General features: G+C 35.6%; 17 protein-coding genes. 12 read left to right on the top strand and 5 right to left on the bottom strand.

All coding sequences use genetic code 11. The features are described from left to right. The first annotated feature begins 60 nt into the window (after positions 1-60). The 7 genes from JDW14_05355 (at position 61) to queA (ending at position 8,566) form a co-directional block, all read left to right on the top strand. Positions 61-870, top strand: coding sequence for a TIGR00282 family metallophosphoesterase (locus JDW14_05355; protein ID QQD64766.1), 810 nt, complete (start codon positions 61-63; stop codon positions 868-870). A gap of 15 nt (positions 871-885) precedes the next feature. Continuing rightward, positions 886-3,444 carry a DNA mismatch repair protein MutS gene (gene mutS / locus JDW14_05350; GenBank protein ID QQD64765.1) on the top strand — a complete coding sequence of 853 codons (2,559 nt, stop codon included), beginning with the start codon at positions 886-888 and terminating at the stop codon, positions 3,442-3,444. A 91-nt stretch (positions 3,445-3,535) separates the two neighbouring features. Then, entirely contained in the window at positions 3,536-5,413 is a 1,878-nt protein-coding gene (gene mutL, locus JDW14_05345; GenBank protein ID QQD64764.1) for a DNA mismatch repair endonuclease MutL, read from the top strand. A 34-nt stretch (positions 5,414-5,447) separates the two neighbouring features. Next, positions 5,448-5,885: a peptide-methionine (R)-S-oxide reductase MsrB gene (msrB, locus tag JDW14_05340; protein QQD64763.1), complete on the top strand. Its 438-nt coding sequence runs from the start codon at positions 5,448-5,450 to the stop codon at positions 5,883-5,885. Positions 5,886-5,889: 4 nt separating this feature from the next. Continuing rightward, positions 5,890-6,492: a Holliday junction branch migration protein RuvA gene (ruvA, locus tag JDW14_05335; GenBank protein ID QQD64762.1), complete on the top strand. Its 603-nt coding sequence runs from the start codon at positions 5,890-5,892 to the stop codon at positions 6,490-6,492. A 24-nt stretch (positions 6,493-6,516) separates the two neighbouring features. Further along, the gene (ruvB, locus tag JDW14_05330) at positions 6,517-7,530 is read left to right on the top strand and encodes a Holliday junction branch migration DNA helicase RuvB (protein QQD64761.1); all 1,014 of its coding nucleotides are present in this window, start codon (positions 6,517-6,519) and stop codon (positions 7,528-7,530) included. Between the two features lies 1 nt (position 7,531). Then, a complete protein-coding gene (gene queA / locus JDW14_05325; protein QQD64760.1) occupies positions 7,532-8,566 on the top strand; it encodes a tRNA preQ1(34) S-adenosylmethionine ribosyltransferase-isomerase QueA in 1,035 nt (344 codons plus the stop codon). Positions 8,567-8,631: 65 nt separating this feature from the next. Here queA and JDW14_05320 read toward each other — a convergent pair whose 3' ends face one another. Continuing rightward, a complete protein-coding gene (locus tag JDW14_05320) occupies positions 8,632-9,699 on the bottom strand; it encodes an undecaprenyldiphospho-muramoylpentapeptide beta-N-acetylglucosaminyltransferase (protein ID QQD64759.1) in 1,068 nt (355 codons plus the stop codon). A 256-nt stretch (positions 9,700-9,955) separates the two neighbouring features. On the opposite strand from JDW14_05320, the gene rplS reads away from it, so the two are divergent. Beyond that, positions 9,956-10,303, top strand: a complete 348-nt coding sequence (gene rplS / locus JDW14_05315) for a 50S ribosomal protein L19 (protein ID QQD64758.1) — start codon at positions 9,956-9,958, stop codon at positions 10,301-10,303. Between the two features lie 87 nt (positions 10,304-10,390). Here rplS and JDW14_05310 read toward each other — a convergent pair whose 3' ends face one another. The 4 genes from JDW14_05310 to JDW14_05295 form a co-directional block, all read right to left on the bottom strand. Next, on the bottom strand, positions 10,391-11,524 hold the full coding sequence (locus tag JDW14_05310; GenBank protein ID QQD64757.1) for a site-specific integrase: 1,134 nt from the start codon (positions 11,522-11,524) through the stop codon (positions 10,391-10,393). Between the two features lie 498 nt (positions 11,525-12,022). Beyond that, positions 12,023-12,775: a type II toxin-antitoxin system PemK/MazF family toxin gene (locus JDW14_05305; protein ID QQD64756.1), complete on the bottom strand. Its 753-nt coding sequence runs from the start codon at positions 12,773-12,775 to the stop codon at positions 12,023-12,025. A 50-nt stretch (positions 12,776-12,825) separates the two neighbouring features. Next, entirely contained in the window at positions 12,826-13,176 is a 351-nt protein-coding gene (locus tag JDW14_05300; GenBank protein QQD64755.1) for a hypothetical protein, read from the bottom strand. Positions 13,177-13,242: 66 nt separating this feature from the next. After that, positions 13,243-13,971, bottom strand: a complete 729-nt coding sequence (locus JDW14_05295) for a LexA family transcriptional regulator (protein ID QQD66507.1) — start codon at positions 13,969-13,971, stop codon at positions 13,243-13,245. Between the two features lie 589 nt (positions 13,972-14,560). On the opposite strand from JDW14_05295, the gene JDW14_05290 reads away from it, so the two are divergent. The 4 genes from JDW14_05290 (at position 14,561) to JDW14_05275 (ending at position 15,823) form a co-directional block, all read left to right on the top strand. Further along, positions 14,561-14,785 (top strand): helix-turn-helix transcriptional regulator, encoded by a 225-nt coding sequence (locus JDW14_05290; protein QQD64754.1) that lies wholly within the window; start codon positions 14,561-14,563, stop codon positions 14,783-14,785. A 132-nt stretch (positions 14,786-14,917) separates the two neighbouring features. Then, the gene (locus JDW14_05285; protein QQD64753.1) at positions 14,918-15,055 is read left to right on the top strand and encodes a hypothetical protein; all 138 of its coding nucleotides are present in this window, start codon (positions 14,918-14,920) and stop codon (positions 15,053-15,055) included. A gap of 15 nt (positions 15,056-15,070) precedes the next feature. Further along, positions 15,071-15,256: a hypothetical protein gene (locus JDW14_05280; GenBank protein ID QQD64752.1), complete on the top strand. Its 186-nt coding sequence runs from the start codon at positions 15,071-15,073 to the stop codon at positions 15,254-15,256. Between the two features lie 372 nt (positions 15,257-15,628). Then, positions 15,629-15,823, top strand: a complete 195-nt coding sequence (locus tag JDW14_05275) for a helix-turn-helix transcriptional regulator (protein ID QQD64751.1) — start codon at positions 15,629-15,631, stop codon at positions 15,821-15,823. The last annotated feature ends 5 nt before the right edge of the window (positions 15,824-15,828 follow it).

Below are 15,828 nucleotides of genomic sequence, written 5' to 3'. Positions count from 1 at the left end.
GACTGATAAAATAAAGAGACAAAATTTATTGTATTGGCATGGATTAGAAAGAGGAAAATAATGAGATTACTGTTTATCGGTGATGTAGTAGGTAAAAAAGGTCAAGAGGCATTGAGCCAATACTTACCGCAATTAAAACAAAACTATCGACCGCAAGTGACAATTGTTAATGGAGAAAATATTGATAATGGGAAAGGTATTTCTGAAAAATGGTATAAGTGGTTATTATCTACTGGAGCAGATGTGGTCACTCTTGGTAATCACGCGTGGGATAATCGAGAGATTTATGATTTTATTGAATCAGCAAAATCATTAGTACGTCCGATTAATTTACCAGAGGGAACTCCTGGAAAAGGGGTTCATTTTATCAAAGTGAATCAATATGAATTAGCAGTAATAAATGCATTGGGGAGTGTATTTATGGGTTCTTGTATCGAACCCTTTAATTATTTTCAAGAAAAAATTTCTGAAATTCGGCAGCGTACACCATTCATTTTTGTTGATTTCCATGCTGAAGCAACGAGTGAAAAACAAGCATTAGGATATTTCCTAGACGGAGAAGTGTCTGCCGTTGTCGGAACACATACGCATGTTCAAACGAATGATGCACGCATTTTGCCTCAAGGCACAGGTTTTATGACTGATGTTGGCATGACAGGAGCAATGGAAAGCGTGATTGGGTTTAATCCCCAACAAGTAGTCAATAAATTTAAAACACATTTACCGACACGCTTAGAGCAATCAATGAGTGACTCAATGGTTATTAGTGGGTGTTTTATAGAGCTAGACCCTAAAACTGGACGTTGCCTATCAATTGAACCCATTTATTTAACGAATGCAACGAAAACTAAACGTTATCGTCATGTTTAATGTAAGGAGGAAAAAATGACACATTCAGCCAAACAAACACCGATGATGCAACAATATATGCAGTTAAAAGCACAATATCCCGATGCTTTTCTTTTCTTTAGATTGGGTGATTTTTACGAATTATTCAATGAAGATGCCTTAGAAGCAGCCAAAATTCTTGAAATTACTTTAACATCTCGCAATAAAAATGCGGATAATCCAACACCGATGTGTGGAGTACCACATCATTCTGCGAATGACTATATTCGTAGGCTCGTTGAAGCGGGTCATAAAGTGGCGATTTGCGAGCAATTAGATGACCCAAAAGTAACCAAAGGCATGGTGCGTCGTGATGTGGTGCGTGTTGTCACACCAGGTACGATTATGGAAGAAAGTGCATTGACTGGGAAAGAAAATCATTATTTAGCGACATTTTCTTATTTGAATGGTGTGTACTATTTAGCTTATGTCGATGTCACAACCGGTGAAATTCGTTTGACTTCTACTTCGGACGACACTCTGTTCTTTAATGAATTACGGGCTATTCAAGCTCGAGAAACAGTATTAACACCAGCTTTAGCAGCGATTTATTTAGCCAAACTAAAAGAGAGCGTTCCGAGTTATTATTCAATATTTGAATCAGATGATTCTGTTCAATCGTCACCACGTTGGCAATTAGATGAAATCAGTACTGCCGAGATACAGGTATTAGATTATTTATTCAGTTATTTACGTAGCGTTCAAAAAACAGAAAATGATTATGTCCAGCCGGTCGACCGGTATGAAATTAGCGACTTTTTACAGATGAATCACTATACGAAATCGCAATTAGAGTTAACAACATCATTGCGGACACATCGCAAAAAGGGTAGTTTATTATGGTTATTAGACCAAACGAAAACGGCTATGGGGGGACGAATGCTACAACGTTGGCTCGATAAACCACTCCTTAGCAAAAATGCACTGGAAAAACGACATCAAAAAGTTCAATTATTAAAAGATGCGTATTTTGAACGTGTGGAATTGTTGAATTATTTAACGAATATCTATGATTTAGAACGTTTAGTAACGAAGATTAGTTTGGGGCATGCGAATGCTCGTGATATTGATCAATTACGCTATTCACTAAGTCAAATTAATCCAATTAATCAAGTGCTGGAAACGATGCAGCAACAACAAGTTACTCCAATTTTTGAGTTGCTGCCATGTTTTGATGATTTATATGAACAGATTGACCATTTATTAGTGGACGAACCACCCCTTTCGATAACAGAGGGGAACATTATTCGTCACGGTGTCAATGAAACGTTAGACCATTACCGAGATGCGTTAACGAATGGTCATCAATGGTTAGCAGAATTGCAGCAGAAAGAACGTGAAAAGACAGGGCTAAAAAGTTTAAAAGTTGGGTACAATAAAGTGTTTGGCTACTATATTGAAATTAGCCGAATGCAAGCAGCTCAATTAAATGATTCTCGTTATGAACGTAAACAAACATTAGCAAATAACGAACGATTTATAACTGAAGAGTTAAAAGAACTAGAACGGACGATTTTATCGGCTCAAGAAAAATCAGAATCATTAGAATATCAGATATTCACACAATTAAGGCAAGAAATCTTACCATTTATTCCAGCCTTACAAGCATTAGCACATCAAGTCGCAGCACTAGATGTACTAGCTAATTTTGCGACGATTAGTGAGCAAGAAGCGTACACGAGAGCAATTATTAGTGAACAAGTAGGGGACTTTGAATTAAGTCAAAGTCGTCATCCAGTGGTGGAGCGTTTAATTGGAGCAACAAATTTTGTTGCGAATGACTTAACAATTGTGCCAGAGCAGTTTATGTTGCTATTAACCGGGCCAAATATGTCCGGTAAGAGTACCTATATGCGTCAAGTAGCATATTGTGTGATTTTAAACCAAATTGGTTGTTTTGTTCCAGCAAAATTTGCTCGCCTACCATTAGTCGATAAAATATTTACACGTATTGGAAGTGCTGACGATATTTCAAGTGGTCAAAGTACCTTTATGGTCGAAATGATGGAAACTAATACAGCGATACGACAAGCAACACCACGCAGTTTACTGTTATTTGATGAATTAGGACGTGGAACAGCTACTTATGACGGAATGGCACTGGCTGAGGCGATTATTGATTACATTGCACATGAAGTAAAAGCGACAACGATTTTTTCAACGCATTATCACGAATTGACGACTTTGGTTGAACGATTGCCAATGTTGAAAAATATTCATGTTGGAGCGAGTGAACAGAACGGTAAAGTTGTGTTCTTACATAAAATATTAGATGGCCCAGCAGATAAGAGTTACGGAATCCATGTGGCTGAATTAGCAGGTCTGCCTAAATCTTTGATTATTCAAAGCCAACATGTATTAGAGGAACTGGAACGTCAATCGCCCGTTCGTAATGGGGAGCAAGAAGTTACTTTATTTGATACTACTCAACTAGATAAAATGGATAGAGTGAATCAGTATGATGCGATTATTCAAAAATTACGTTCTGTTGATTTGAATCAAACTACCCCAATTGAAGCACTACAAGTATTAATGCAGATGCAGTCACAACTTTAAGCGACAAATATAGAGTGTATGGGCTTAAATAATATTTTGAAGTAGACATCATTTTAATTTATTATACTATTTATCACGAGGAGGAAGACCAATGGGAAAAATAAAGCAAATGTCAGAGCATTTAGCCAATCAAATTGCTGCTGGTGAAGTAGTTGAACGTCCAGCATCAGTTGTCAAAGAATTGGTTGAAAATGCGATCGATGCTGGCAGCACTAATATTCGGATTGAATTAGTTGAGGCCGGTATCCAATCAATTCGTATCTCTGATGACGGCAGTGGTATGGACGAAACCGATTTATCAATGGCTATTTTGCCACATGCAACCAGTAAAATTTATGATATTCATGATTTATTTCGTATTCAATCCCTTGGTTTTCGTGGTGAGGCATTAGCGAGTATTGCGTCTGTTTCCAAAATGACGATTGAATCGACTGTCAATGATGCGACACAAGGTAATTTTATAAAAGTCGCCGGCTCACAAATTATTGAAAAAGGCGTGACACCACCCAAGCCAGGAACGGTGATGACAGTCGAGAGTCTTTTCTATAATACGCCGGCTCGTCTAAAACATTTGAGCAGTATTAAAACGGAATTGCGACATAGTTTGAATTTTGTGCAGCAAATTGCACTCGCTTATCCCCATATTCGCTTTACATTAGTTAATGACCAGTCCATGCTATTTTCGTCTTATGGAACAGGAGACTTGAGACAAACAATTGCGAATGTATATCAAGCAGGATTAGCAAGACAGTTGATTGCAATTGAGGCGAGCGATAATGATTTCCAATTGAAAGGCTTTATTTCGCCACCACAATTGACACGAACGTCTAAGCACTATATTCATTGGTTAATCAATGGACGAGTTGTACAAAGTTTTGTGTTAACACAAATGCTTTTAAAAGCGTATGGACGGCAATTGATGATTGGACGCTATCCGATTGCGATTATTGATATTACATTAGACCCACAATTAGTAGATGTGAATGTGCACCCAACTAAGCAGACAGTAAGGTTGAGTAAAGAAACAGAATTAAATACATTATTATTTGAGGCTGTTCAACAAGCATTAGGAGTGGTTAATCCTGTTCCGAGTTTCGAGCCGAGTGATTTAGGTCTTTCATTTTCTAATGAACCAGTAGTTAGTGAGCCGATTCCACTCGATTTATCGGCTGCACCGAAACAGGAGCGATTTGTTGAACCGCCAAAAGAGATACCTGTTATTCAAGAAGTAGTAGTGCCAATTGAGCACGAACCATTAGATGATGAGACGGAAATGGTGTTCGAGCAAAACGAAGAAACTTTGGTCGAAACACCGCCAAATCAAACGCGTGCTCAAGTGATTCACATTGATGAAAACAAAGTGCCATTTTATGATTTACGTTATGTCGGACAAATTCATGGAACGTATTTGATTGCTGAAAGTGAACAAGGATTTTATTTAATTGACCAGCATGCAGCACAAGAACGTATTCGTTATGAAAATTTAATGAAAGCTGAAGTAATGACTTATGACCAACAACATGTGTTAATGCCATTTGTCTTTACCTTTTCAGCGAGTGATGCAGCACAAATGGAAGAATTAATGCCGAAATTTCATCAATTAGGATTAGAGTTAAGTAGTTTCGGACCTTGCACCTATCAAATGGATAGTTATCCAAATTGGTTAGAGAGCAATGAGGTTGAAAAAACAGTCTATGACTTGTTAGAATTATTACAGGACAATCCGAATTTAACGGTCAATGAATTACGAGAAAAGTCGATTATTATGCAAAGTTGTCGTGGAGCGATAAAAGCCAATCACTATTTGAGTGATGTACAAGCTAAGGCACTCATACAAGATATGGCACTTTTGGACGACCCGTATCATTGCCCACACGGACGACCTGTGTTTGTGGAGTTTAATCAAAAAACATTGGAAAAATTATTTAAACGAATTCAAGATTCTCACCAAGGTGGGCATCAAGTATAAAGCTAATCTGAGCTAGAAAAAGGAGAATACTATTATGGCAAAAGAACAATTTAATGAACGTTTATCTGAATTAACAGAATTACAATACAAAGTAACACAAGAAAATGCGACGGAACGTCCATTTACAGGGGAATATGATGATTTCTATGAAAAAGGAATTTATGTAGACATCGTGAGTGGCGAACCATTATTTTCAAGTGCTGCAAAATACGATGCTGGATGTGGCTGGCCTGCGTTTTCTAAACCAATTCAAGCAGAAACCATTACAGAGCATGTTGATAATTCATTGGCACGAACTCGTACGGAAGTAAGAAGTAGTCAAGCTGATTCACATTTAGGTCACGTATTTGAAGACGGTCCGGCTGAATTAGGTGGATTGCGTTACTGCATTAACTCAGCAGCATTAAAATTCATTCCATTAGAAGAAATGGCTGCTCTTGGCTATGAAGATTACATTCAATACGTGGAGTAGTTAAATGTTTGAATATTTAATTGGACAAGTCACGCATATTGCACCGACTTATTTAGTCATAGAAGTCAATCAAATTGGTTATCGTGTATTAGTGCCGAATCCATTTCGTTTTCAAGAATTAATGCACCAAACTGCGATAAAATTATATGTCGAGCAAGTGGTACGTGAAGATAGTCAAACTTTGTATGGATTTAAAACATTAGAAGAAAAAGGCTTATTTTTAACCTTAAATAAAGTATCTGGCATTGGTCCTAAGAGTGCTTTGTCGATTTTGGCAGCTGATGACCATGAAGGGCTCGTTCAAGCGATTGAATCAGGTGATAGTCAATATTTGACTAAGTTTCCTGGTGTCGGTAAAAAAACGGCTCAACAAATGGTTTTAGACTTAAAAGGCGAGTTAGGTGATTTTATGGGAACTGAAACTACTGCCGTTTCAACTGCTAATACTGCGAAAATGGATTTATTACCAGAGGTATTTGAGGCATTAATGGGATTAGGCTATTCTGCTAGAGAGATTAAACGTATCGAAAAACCTTTGAAAGATGCACAACTTACTTCGACTCAAGATGCGTTGAGTTTAGCCTTTAAATTATTATTGAATAAATAACATGAGTACTGAAAGGAGCAGATGATGACAGATAAACGATTTATTTCAAGTGAAGAATTAGAAGAAGATGTAAGTAATCTTAGTTTGCGACCACAGTATTTACGTGAATATATCGGACAATCAGCTTTAAAGGAAGAATTATCAATCTATATTCAAGCGGCTAAACAACGTCAAGAAGCCTTGGACCATGTGTTATTGTATGGACCACCAGGGTTAGGTAAAACGACTATGGCAATGGTTATCGCAAATGAGTTAAATGTTGGCATAAAAACGACAAGTGGCCCAGCAATTGAACGTCCCGGTGATTTGTTGGCATTGTTAAATGAATTAAGCCCTGGTGATGTCCTTTTTATTGATGAAATTCATCGTATGCCACGTCTAGTCGAAGAAGTTTTATATTCTGCTATGGAAGATTACTATGTTGATATAATAATTGGGCAAGGAACAACTGCACATCCAGTTCATTTTGAATTACCACCATTTACATTAATTGGTGCGACAACTCGTGCCGGAATGCTGACACAACCATTGCGTGACCGTTTTGGTATTATTTCACATATGAAGTATTATGAAACCGAAGAATTAGATTTAATTGTGCGACGCAATGCCGAGTTATTTCAAACTGGCATTGAATCGGACGGCTCATTAGAAATTGCACTAAGAAGTCGAGGCACGCCACGTATTGCGAACCGTATTTTAAAACGTGTACGAGATTTTGCTCAAGTTGAGGGCAATGGTCACATTACTCGTAGCCTAACTCAACGAGCCTTAAAGGTGCTTGCGATTGATGAACGTGGTTTAGATGCGATTGACCGTAAATTATTGCGAACATTAATTGAAGAATACAATGGTGGCCCTGTTGGTATTGGAACTTTAGCCATTAATATTAGTGAAGATAGTGATACAGTAGAAGATATGTATGAACCTTTTCTATTGCAAAATGGTTTTATCAGACGGACACCGAGAGGACGTGTTGCGACCGAACTTGCCTATTTACATTTAGGCTACCCCTATATACAATCAGAAATTGAGGAATAAAATGTTAACGACAAAAGATTTTGATTACCATTTACCAGAAAACTTGATTGCACAGACACCATTAAAGGATCGTAGTGCATCAAAATTATTAGTCGTAGACCGACAAACACATCAACTAACGGATACACATTTTCATACAATCTTAGATGAATTGAATGCTGGTGATGCCATAGTTGTCAATGAAACACGAGTGATTCCAGCTAGAATTTTTGGTGTGAAACCAGATACAGGTGGGCATTTAGAAGTCTTGTTATTGACGAATACCCATGATAATGAGTGGGAATGCTTAATTAAACCAGCTCGTCGTGCAAAAGTAGGAACTGAAATTCATTTTGGTGAAGATGCTCGTTTAAAAGCAGTTGTCAAAGAAGAATTAAACCATGGTGGACGGATTATTGAGTTTCATTATGACGGTGTCTTTTTAGAAATTTTAGAATCATTAGGACAAATGCCATTGCCACCGTATATTAAGGAACGATTGGAAGATGCTGAACGTTATCAAACGGTCTATGCCAAAGAAAATGGCTCAGCAGCAGCTCCAACGGCTGGGCTTCATTTTACACCAGCCTTACTTGAGGCAGCTAAAGCAAAGGGAATTGACATTATTCCACTGACACTCCATGTCGGATTAGGGACATTTCGACCAGTATCGGTTGAGCGTTTAGAAGACCATGAAATGCATGCAGAATATTATCATTTGTCTGAAGAATCTGCTGAACGCATTAATGTAGTAAAAGCAAAAGGTGGTAAAATAACGGCAGTGGGTACAACGAGTGTTCGGACATTGGAAACCATTGCCCGAGATAATGACGGAAAAGTTGTTGCTTCATCTGGTTGGACAGATATTTTTATTTCACCGGGATTTGAATTTAAAGTTGTCGACCAGTTGATTACTAATTTCCATTTGCCACAATCAACATTAGTGATGTTAGTCAGTGCTTTTTATGACCGTGAACATATTTTAGCAGCTTATGAACATGCCGTTAAAGAAGAATACCGATTCTTTAGCTTTGGCGATGCTATGTTAATAAAGTAAAGATAGTGGTGCCATAAAATAATAAATAACCGAGAGTTAGCATTCCTACTAACTCTCGGATTTTTTTAGTTATTTGTATGTTGTAAAATAAGTTGATAAAAATCTTCCAATGATGTTTGCATTTTATAGGTAGCCATTGTTTCTTTAATGGTTGGTGCTTGTTGTTCAAGGTTTGATAATTGTTCCATTAATGTTTGAGATGTAACATCTTCTTCATTTAGTACCAGTGCATAGCCTTGTTTTTCAAAATAAGCAGCATTTAGTATTTGGTCACCACGACTTGCTTGGTTGGATAATGGAATTAATAACATTGGAATTTTCAAGGCTAAAAATTCAAAAATTGAATTTGAACCAGCTCGTGATACGACAAAATCTGTCATGGCTAAAATATCATTCAATTCATTAGTGATAAATTCATATTGTTGGTAGCCAGCACGTTGATAGTGAGTATCCAGTAATCCTTTGCCAGTTAAATGAATAATTTGATATTTCAATAGCAATTCATCTAAATTAGAGCGAATCGCATCATTAATTGCTTTGGAACCAAGTGAGCCACCCATTACGAGTAATATCGGTTTTTCAGTTGAAAAGCCACTCCATTGTAATCCTTTATCCTTATCACCACTAAATAAATTATCACGAATAATTGCTCCAATCGGTGTTGCTTGATTAGCTGGTAAATGCTCTGCCGTTTGCTCAAAGGTTGTAAAAATATGATTTGCAAAACGAATACTAATTTTGTTTGCCAAACCAGGTGTGACATCAGATTCGTGTAACACAATTGGGATTTTTAATAATTTTGCAGCGATAGCAACCGGTACACTGACAAAACCACCTTTAGAAAAGACAAAGTCTGGTTTCTCACGCTTTAAGATGTGAACAGCGTCAGCAATTCCTTTCATCACTTTAAAAGGGTCTGAAAAGTTTTTTAAATCAAAATAACGACGCAGCTTACCACTACTTATCGCATAGTAGGGCACATTATCGAGTTCGCTAATCATTTCTTTTTCAATCCCATTTTTTGAACCGATGTAGAAAGTTTCATAACCTTTTTGTTGAAAATAAGGAATTAGTGCGACATTGACGGCAACATGACCGATTGAGCCACCACCAGTAAATGCTATACGTTTCATTCAAGTTTCTCCTTGCTAATGGATAGTGTATAAGTAATTATAGCGATGATTTTTGCTGATGTCTAGTTAAGTGTAATTGTGTATCATAAGCAAGGGGCATCATTTCGGTAGAATTTTTCAACTTTTTTTCAATCGATACTTTACATCTGTTGATTTTACGGTATAATAATAAAAGTGGTCATTGACCCCAAATCACGATATTCCGCTGAATAAGTTAATTTATTTAAGAATGTTTGTCAGAAGAGGAGAAAAAAGTATGAGTAAATTAATCGAAAAAATTACTTCATCACAATTACGTAGCGATGTTCCTGAGTTCCGCCCTGGAGATACAGTGCGTGTTCATGCCTTAATCGTTGAGGGTGAACGTGAACGTGTGCAAATTTTCGAAGGTTTAGTAATTAAACGTCGTGGTGCAGGCATCAGCGAGACTTACACTGTTCGTAAAATTTCAAACGGTGTTGGTGTAGAGCGTACTTTCCCAGTACATACTCCACGTGTTGCTAAATTAGAAGTAGTACGTAAAGGTCGTGTACGTCGTGCTAAACTTTACTATATCCGTAAATTATCTGGTAAAGCTGCACGTATCAAAGAACGTGGTAGATAATCAGCTACTTATACAGGCTACAAACCTTGATTTAATAGGGTTTGTAGCTTGTGTTTTTTTATTTGAATACGTTTTGAATACGTTCTGTTAAAAATTGATGTAGCTTGCGAATTTATCTGCATATTCATCACGTTTGCGTTCGGTTACGTGCGTGTAAATATTCATGGTTATTTTAATATCAGAATGTCCCAGTCGTTCTTGTACAATTTGAAGTGGGGTATCAATATCAAACAAAAGAGAACAATGAGTATGCCTAAAACCGTGCACGGTTATTCGTTTTAAGTTGTAACATTTAATAATCTTGTTTAGCCATTCATTAGCAACCATTGGATAGTAAAGTTGATTATTATTGTTTGAAAAAACGAGTTGTGTTTTACTCATAGCATTATAACCTAAATATAGCAATTGTTTTCGCTGTTTGATTTTCCATTCGCTGAGTATCTTTAATGTTTCTGTATCGATACTTATTGTTCTGACTGAAGCTTTTGTTTTGGTAGTGGATATCATAGGGCGTCCTGTTTCATCTAAAGACAAACCTTTGTTGATAGAAATGGTTTGTTCTTTAAGGTTTATATCATCCCACGTTAAAGCAAGTGCTTCACCTTTACGCATACCGGTGAAACTTAATAATCTGAAAAAGGGAAGGTATTGACCGTCATTATAGACTTTCGCACAGTCTAGAAAAGTTTTTAATTCTTCCTTGGTATAGAATCGGTTGTTCTTTTCTCTGCGATGAATCTTAGGTAATTTGACTAATCTCATCGGATTATCTTTTATTAGTCGAATTTTAATCGCATAATCCAAGACTTGTTGAACAACAATTTTCATGTGACTGGTACTTTCATATTTTTCTGCCCATTTATGTACAACTTTTTGGCAGAAAAATATATCGATTTTATCAATGTGTATGTGACCGAATATAGGCAATATGTGTAACCTTGCGTAGTTCATAGTTGCTCTAAATGATGCTGGTTTGACGGTAGCTTTATGTTCTACTAACCACGATTCATATACTTCTTGAAATTTAACTTTCTCCTTAATGTTGAATCCATTTTCTTCAACCTCAGCTTGCAGCTTTGCTTCGGCAATCTTTGCTTCTCGTTTCGTTTTAAATCCACGTCTAGTTGTTCGTTTTTGCTTTCCAGTGATTGGGTCGACTCCTAAGTAGGCAACGAACATATAAGCCTTAGAGCCGTCTTTTTTCGTATATTCTTTTATCATGTTTATTCTTCCTTTCCGTTTTGCCTGCCAGCGTAAAAAGGTGTGGCATCATCTCCTTTGATGTGCTAGAATTAGGTATAGCAAATATACCTTATTTGTGTATGTATCTCACACCTTCGCTTTGGTCGGGGAGGGTGTGGGATTTTTTATTTGGCTCTTGTTTTTCGAAAATATATTTATTATAATGTAGTTGTAAGGATAACTTGAGAAGGATAAACGCTGTGTTCTCGAATGGGAGTAAGTCAATGGACGAGAATTCACATGTGCCTGGGGTTACCTTATTTTTTTATACTTTTTTTAAGTTACTAACAAAATTTACTGGGTCTTTGCACTATTTCCATTTTGGAAATAATCACTTTTAATGCTAATAAATAAAAAAGTAGCCATATCTTAATGATACAGCTACTTTTCATGGACTTGTGTGCGTAATGCACTCAGTTTTTATGGGTGGGAGTAAATCCCTCAGTAACTATATTATTGCATATAAGTATTTCAGTGTCAAGAGTTAAGAAAATTCTTTTTGATACCGTCATCTATTTTATCCAATGTTTCATTTGAAACTTTAATTCTCCCACAAGGGTCATATTCATTTAGAAACTTAATCCTTTTTTTGCTAATAGTTTTAATATCAAGTATTTTTGCGTGTGAAATCTTATTATATTTCATGTAATGCTCCAATAATTCCAACAAACATTTTAGTTTAAAGATGTTTTTCTCATAAAAAATTATATATTCTTCAGGTGTAATATATTTTGAATATTGGGCTATCAATCTTCCTTCCGTATTATACTCCTCTTCAATGAATGCTTTTTCTTCATCAGTTAAGCCGTCTTTAACAATTCTTTTTTGCATGAAATAATGATTTACTGCAGATTCATGAAATTCGGATTCAAGTATTTTGTGTGATTTATCAGATATTAATCCATCTATTTGTACTGTAAATTTATTTCCTTTTGATGTAATAGGTGCTACTGTTAATACACCGTTTTTAGGTGAATCATTTTTATTTAAGACAACAGCGAAATGGTTGCCACTCAATTCATTTCCTACATTTACACCAAAATCAACCATTACCAAAGCCCCCCGTTGATATACTTTATGATTTCTATTAAAGTTAATTCTATCGTCATTGAAATATTTCGCTTCGGAATTGACCCATTCTGCTAAAAACTTAAATTTTTTAAAATTCGAATGAGCTTCTTGTTTAAAGATTTTACATGCTTCATTTATTAATCTGTTTTTTTCTTCCATCTCATCATCTCCTTTCTATTCAATCCGCTACACCACCAGCATAAAACTCATTAATTATTTTCTGTTATATCTTGTTTTTCTTTTTCCAACTGATGATTGATATAGAAATATAACGCTTCACGAGTAGCAACTGTGTTGTTGTATTGTTGAATTAATAAATTTGCAATCGTATAGATAATGACTAATGTTCCAATTCCTACGAACATGTAAGTTATACATATTGCCCAATTAATCTCAGATGAATTATATCTAGAGGGGTCATAAGAAAGTATTGATGCTCCAATGATTGTTCCGATTAAGTGAAGTACGCAATAAATTTTTAATAATCTTTTTGCAAATTTTCCTGTTTTAAATCCTTGTACATCTTCAGGGACTGAAATTTGATTTGTTTCTGTATTCATATTTTTTCTCTCCATTCTAAAATAAATGTATTGATGACTAAATTAATGTACCAGCGTAAAACTATTTTACATAACCACTAAACCAACAATATGAATATCGTCATGTTCTGTTAGTACAATGTCTTTGTAGTGAGAATTGAGTGATATTAATTTTACTTCATTTGGTCCTTTATAAAGCTTTTTGACATAGCCTTGTCCGTTGACGATGAACACACCGATTTGTCCGTTGTTGATGTCTTGTTTCTTTTTTATAAAAATCACTTCGCCGTCTTGGAATAATGGTGTCATACTATCACCTAATACTTTCAAAGCAATATCGTGTACTGGTACTGGTGCAGGATATTTGATTGTTTCAATGACTTCATCGAAAAGTTCGACACCTGTACCAGCACTTGCTCCACCGTATAAATCTACATCTTCATACTGTGTTTGATAATCTGCGTAAAGTTCTCTTATCTCATCAAGATGAATTATTTTATTCTGTTCTTCCAGTTGGTCTTCTGCATACTCTAAAACATTCACTTGCCTATCTTCGTTTAATTGGCTTGCGGTGTCGTTGATGAGGGTTAGGGTGGAGGTGGGGGATTTAGTGCCATAATCAAATAAGGCTTGAGGTGTTAAATCTAAAGCCTCAGCATATTTTGCTATATCTAGTTCATCTAATGAACGATTACCATTTTCGTGATTTGAAATAGTGTTTTGTTTAAATCCAGTTTTTTTCGCTAAATCAGCTTGTGTCATTCTTTTAGATTTTCTTATTTCTCTAATTACACTACCTAATATATTCATAATAATCGTTTCCTTTCTTATTGATAGTATAAGTATAAAATAAAGGGAAATAAAAAACAATAAAAATATCTCAAAAAGAGATATAAAAAGTGTTGACTTTTATCTCAAATTGAGATATAATGAATATAGAAATTAAGAAAGGAGGAAATGAAATGGTAAAAACGAACGAAAAAAAGAAGAAGCCTTTGAAAAGCTTCTCCTTTAAATTCAAAATCAAGGTTCTTGGAATAGGAATTGAAATTGAATTTAGTTTCAATCGCTAAGGTCACGAGGGCGAAAGCCCTCCCCGAAAGGGGGTGTAACCTTATACAAATTTTACCATTTTAGAGTACTCCTTTCAAGCGTGCATTGGGAGGTGAAAAAAATGAACTGGAAAAAGATTCTGTTAGGAGATTGGTATTATTTCAATAACAATGATAATGATAATAAAAAAATCAAAGTTAGTATTTACATCGGGTTATTGCCGATAGCATTTGTTGTAGGTATTGTTTGGCTTATAACAAGAATATTCTAAGAGGTCTATATGCTGCTTTTCAGCAGCATAACTTTAAAAATAAAATATCTCATTATGAGATTAAGGAGAGTGAAAGTATAAATGACAAGTAAGCAAAAGCTAAGAAAAAAAATACTTAAACCCAAAAGTAGATTGAGAGCAGAAAGAAGAAAAAATGAGCTGAGTACAGCTTATGTTGCTAATTTAATCGGTTTAGAAAGAAGACAGTATGAGAAAAAAGAAGCTGGAGAATATCCTTTTCACGATTATGAAATGCAGATTTTAGCTAAAGAATTTGGTATGTCAGAAACAGAATTATTTTTTTAAAACAAAATATCTCAAATTGAGATTACAGAACAAACCTACCGAAAATGAGCTGCAAATTTGCGATTGTATCATACAGATACAATACTTGTTGACATTCATCAACAAGTAACCTAATGAAAGGAGGCGCAAGCCATGAAGATGTTACACATTCGGACTGATAAGGAACAACATGACCAATTAAAAAAAGAAGCGGAACAGTTGAAAATATCGGTAACGGACTTGGTAAGAATGATTATCAGTAAGTATTTTAATCAAAAACATACATCGTAGAAAGGAGTGACGAAAATGAATAAAACATTAAAAGCACTCGCCTTAGTCACTACAGGATTGGTAGTCGGTGTAGTGATAAAGCGAGTGGGGAAGAAGAAATATAGCTATGGTATCCAACCAATCTTAATCGATATTAATCGGCTGAAGTCAATTGATTTATCAGATACAGCGATTCTAAAGTTGCGTAAACAATATTCTTAGACATACCTTGAATCAAACCTGATGTGACTGTGCAGATTTTTTCAAAATCGTGTTGAGATATATTATGCGGATTATATTTATCTAAGTCTTCGGCGACTAATGCAAAAACTGCTGCAAATTTGTCTGGCGACAAAAAATTATGAATAGTGTCACTTACAATTTTATCAACGCGGTCTTCATACTCTTTAATATTTTCGAAGTCCATACTTTTCACCTTCTTTCAGTGTAGGTTCTGAATAAGAAAGGTCGAGGGTTCTTATTCAAAGAAAATTATAACAATTAGTTTTTATATAGTCAATAAATAATACTATATATAGTGCATAACGCATGGTTGGAAAACAATATATTGTGTTTAGGAAGAGGTGAATTATCATGTGGGATATTATTCAAAAGTATTTGAAAGAAAAAAATATGACGGTCTATGAGTTAGCGAAAAAAGCTGGAGTAAGACGGCAAGGTATCTATGCTTTGCGAGATGGCAGGGCAGAGAATTTAAGTTTAAAAAATGCATTTAAATTAGCAGACGCACTAGAAGTAGATGTGAATGTTTTTAGAGAAAGGGAGTGATAACT

Source organism: Aerococcaceae bacterium zg-252 (genome assembly GCA_016237705.1).
Classification (GTDB): Bacteria; Bacillota; Bacilli; order Lactobacillales; family Aerococcaceae; genus Globicatella; species Globicatella yangjingiae.
Note: the sequence above shows the minus strand (reverse complement) of the source record. Positions and strands in the feature narration are given on the sequence as shown.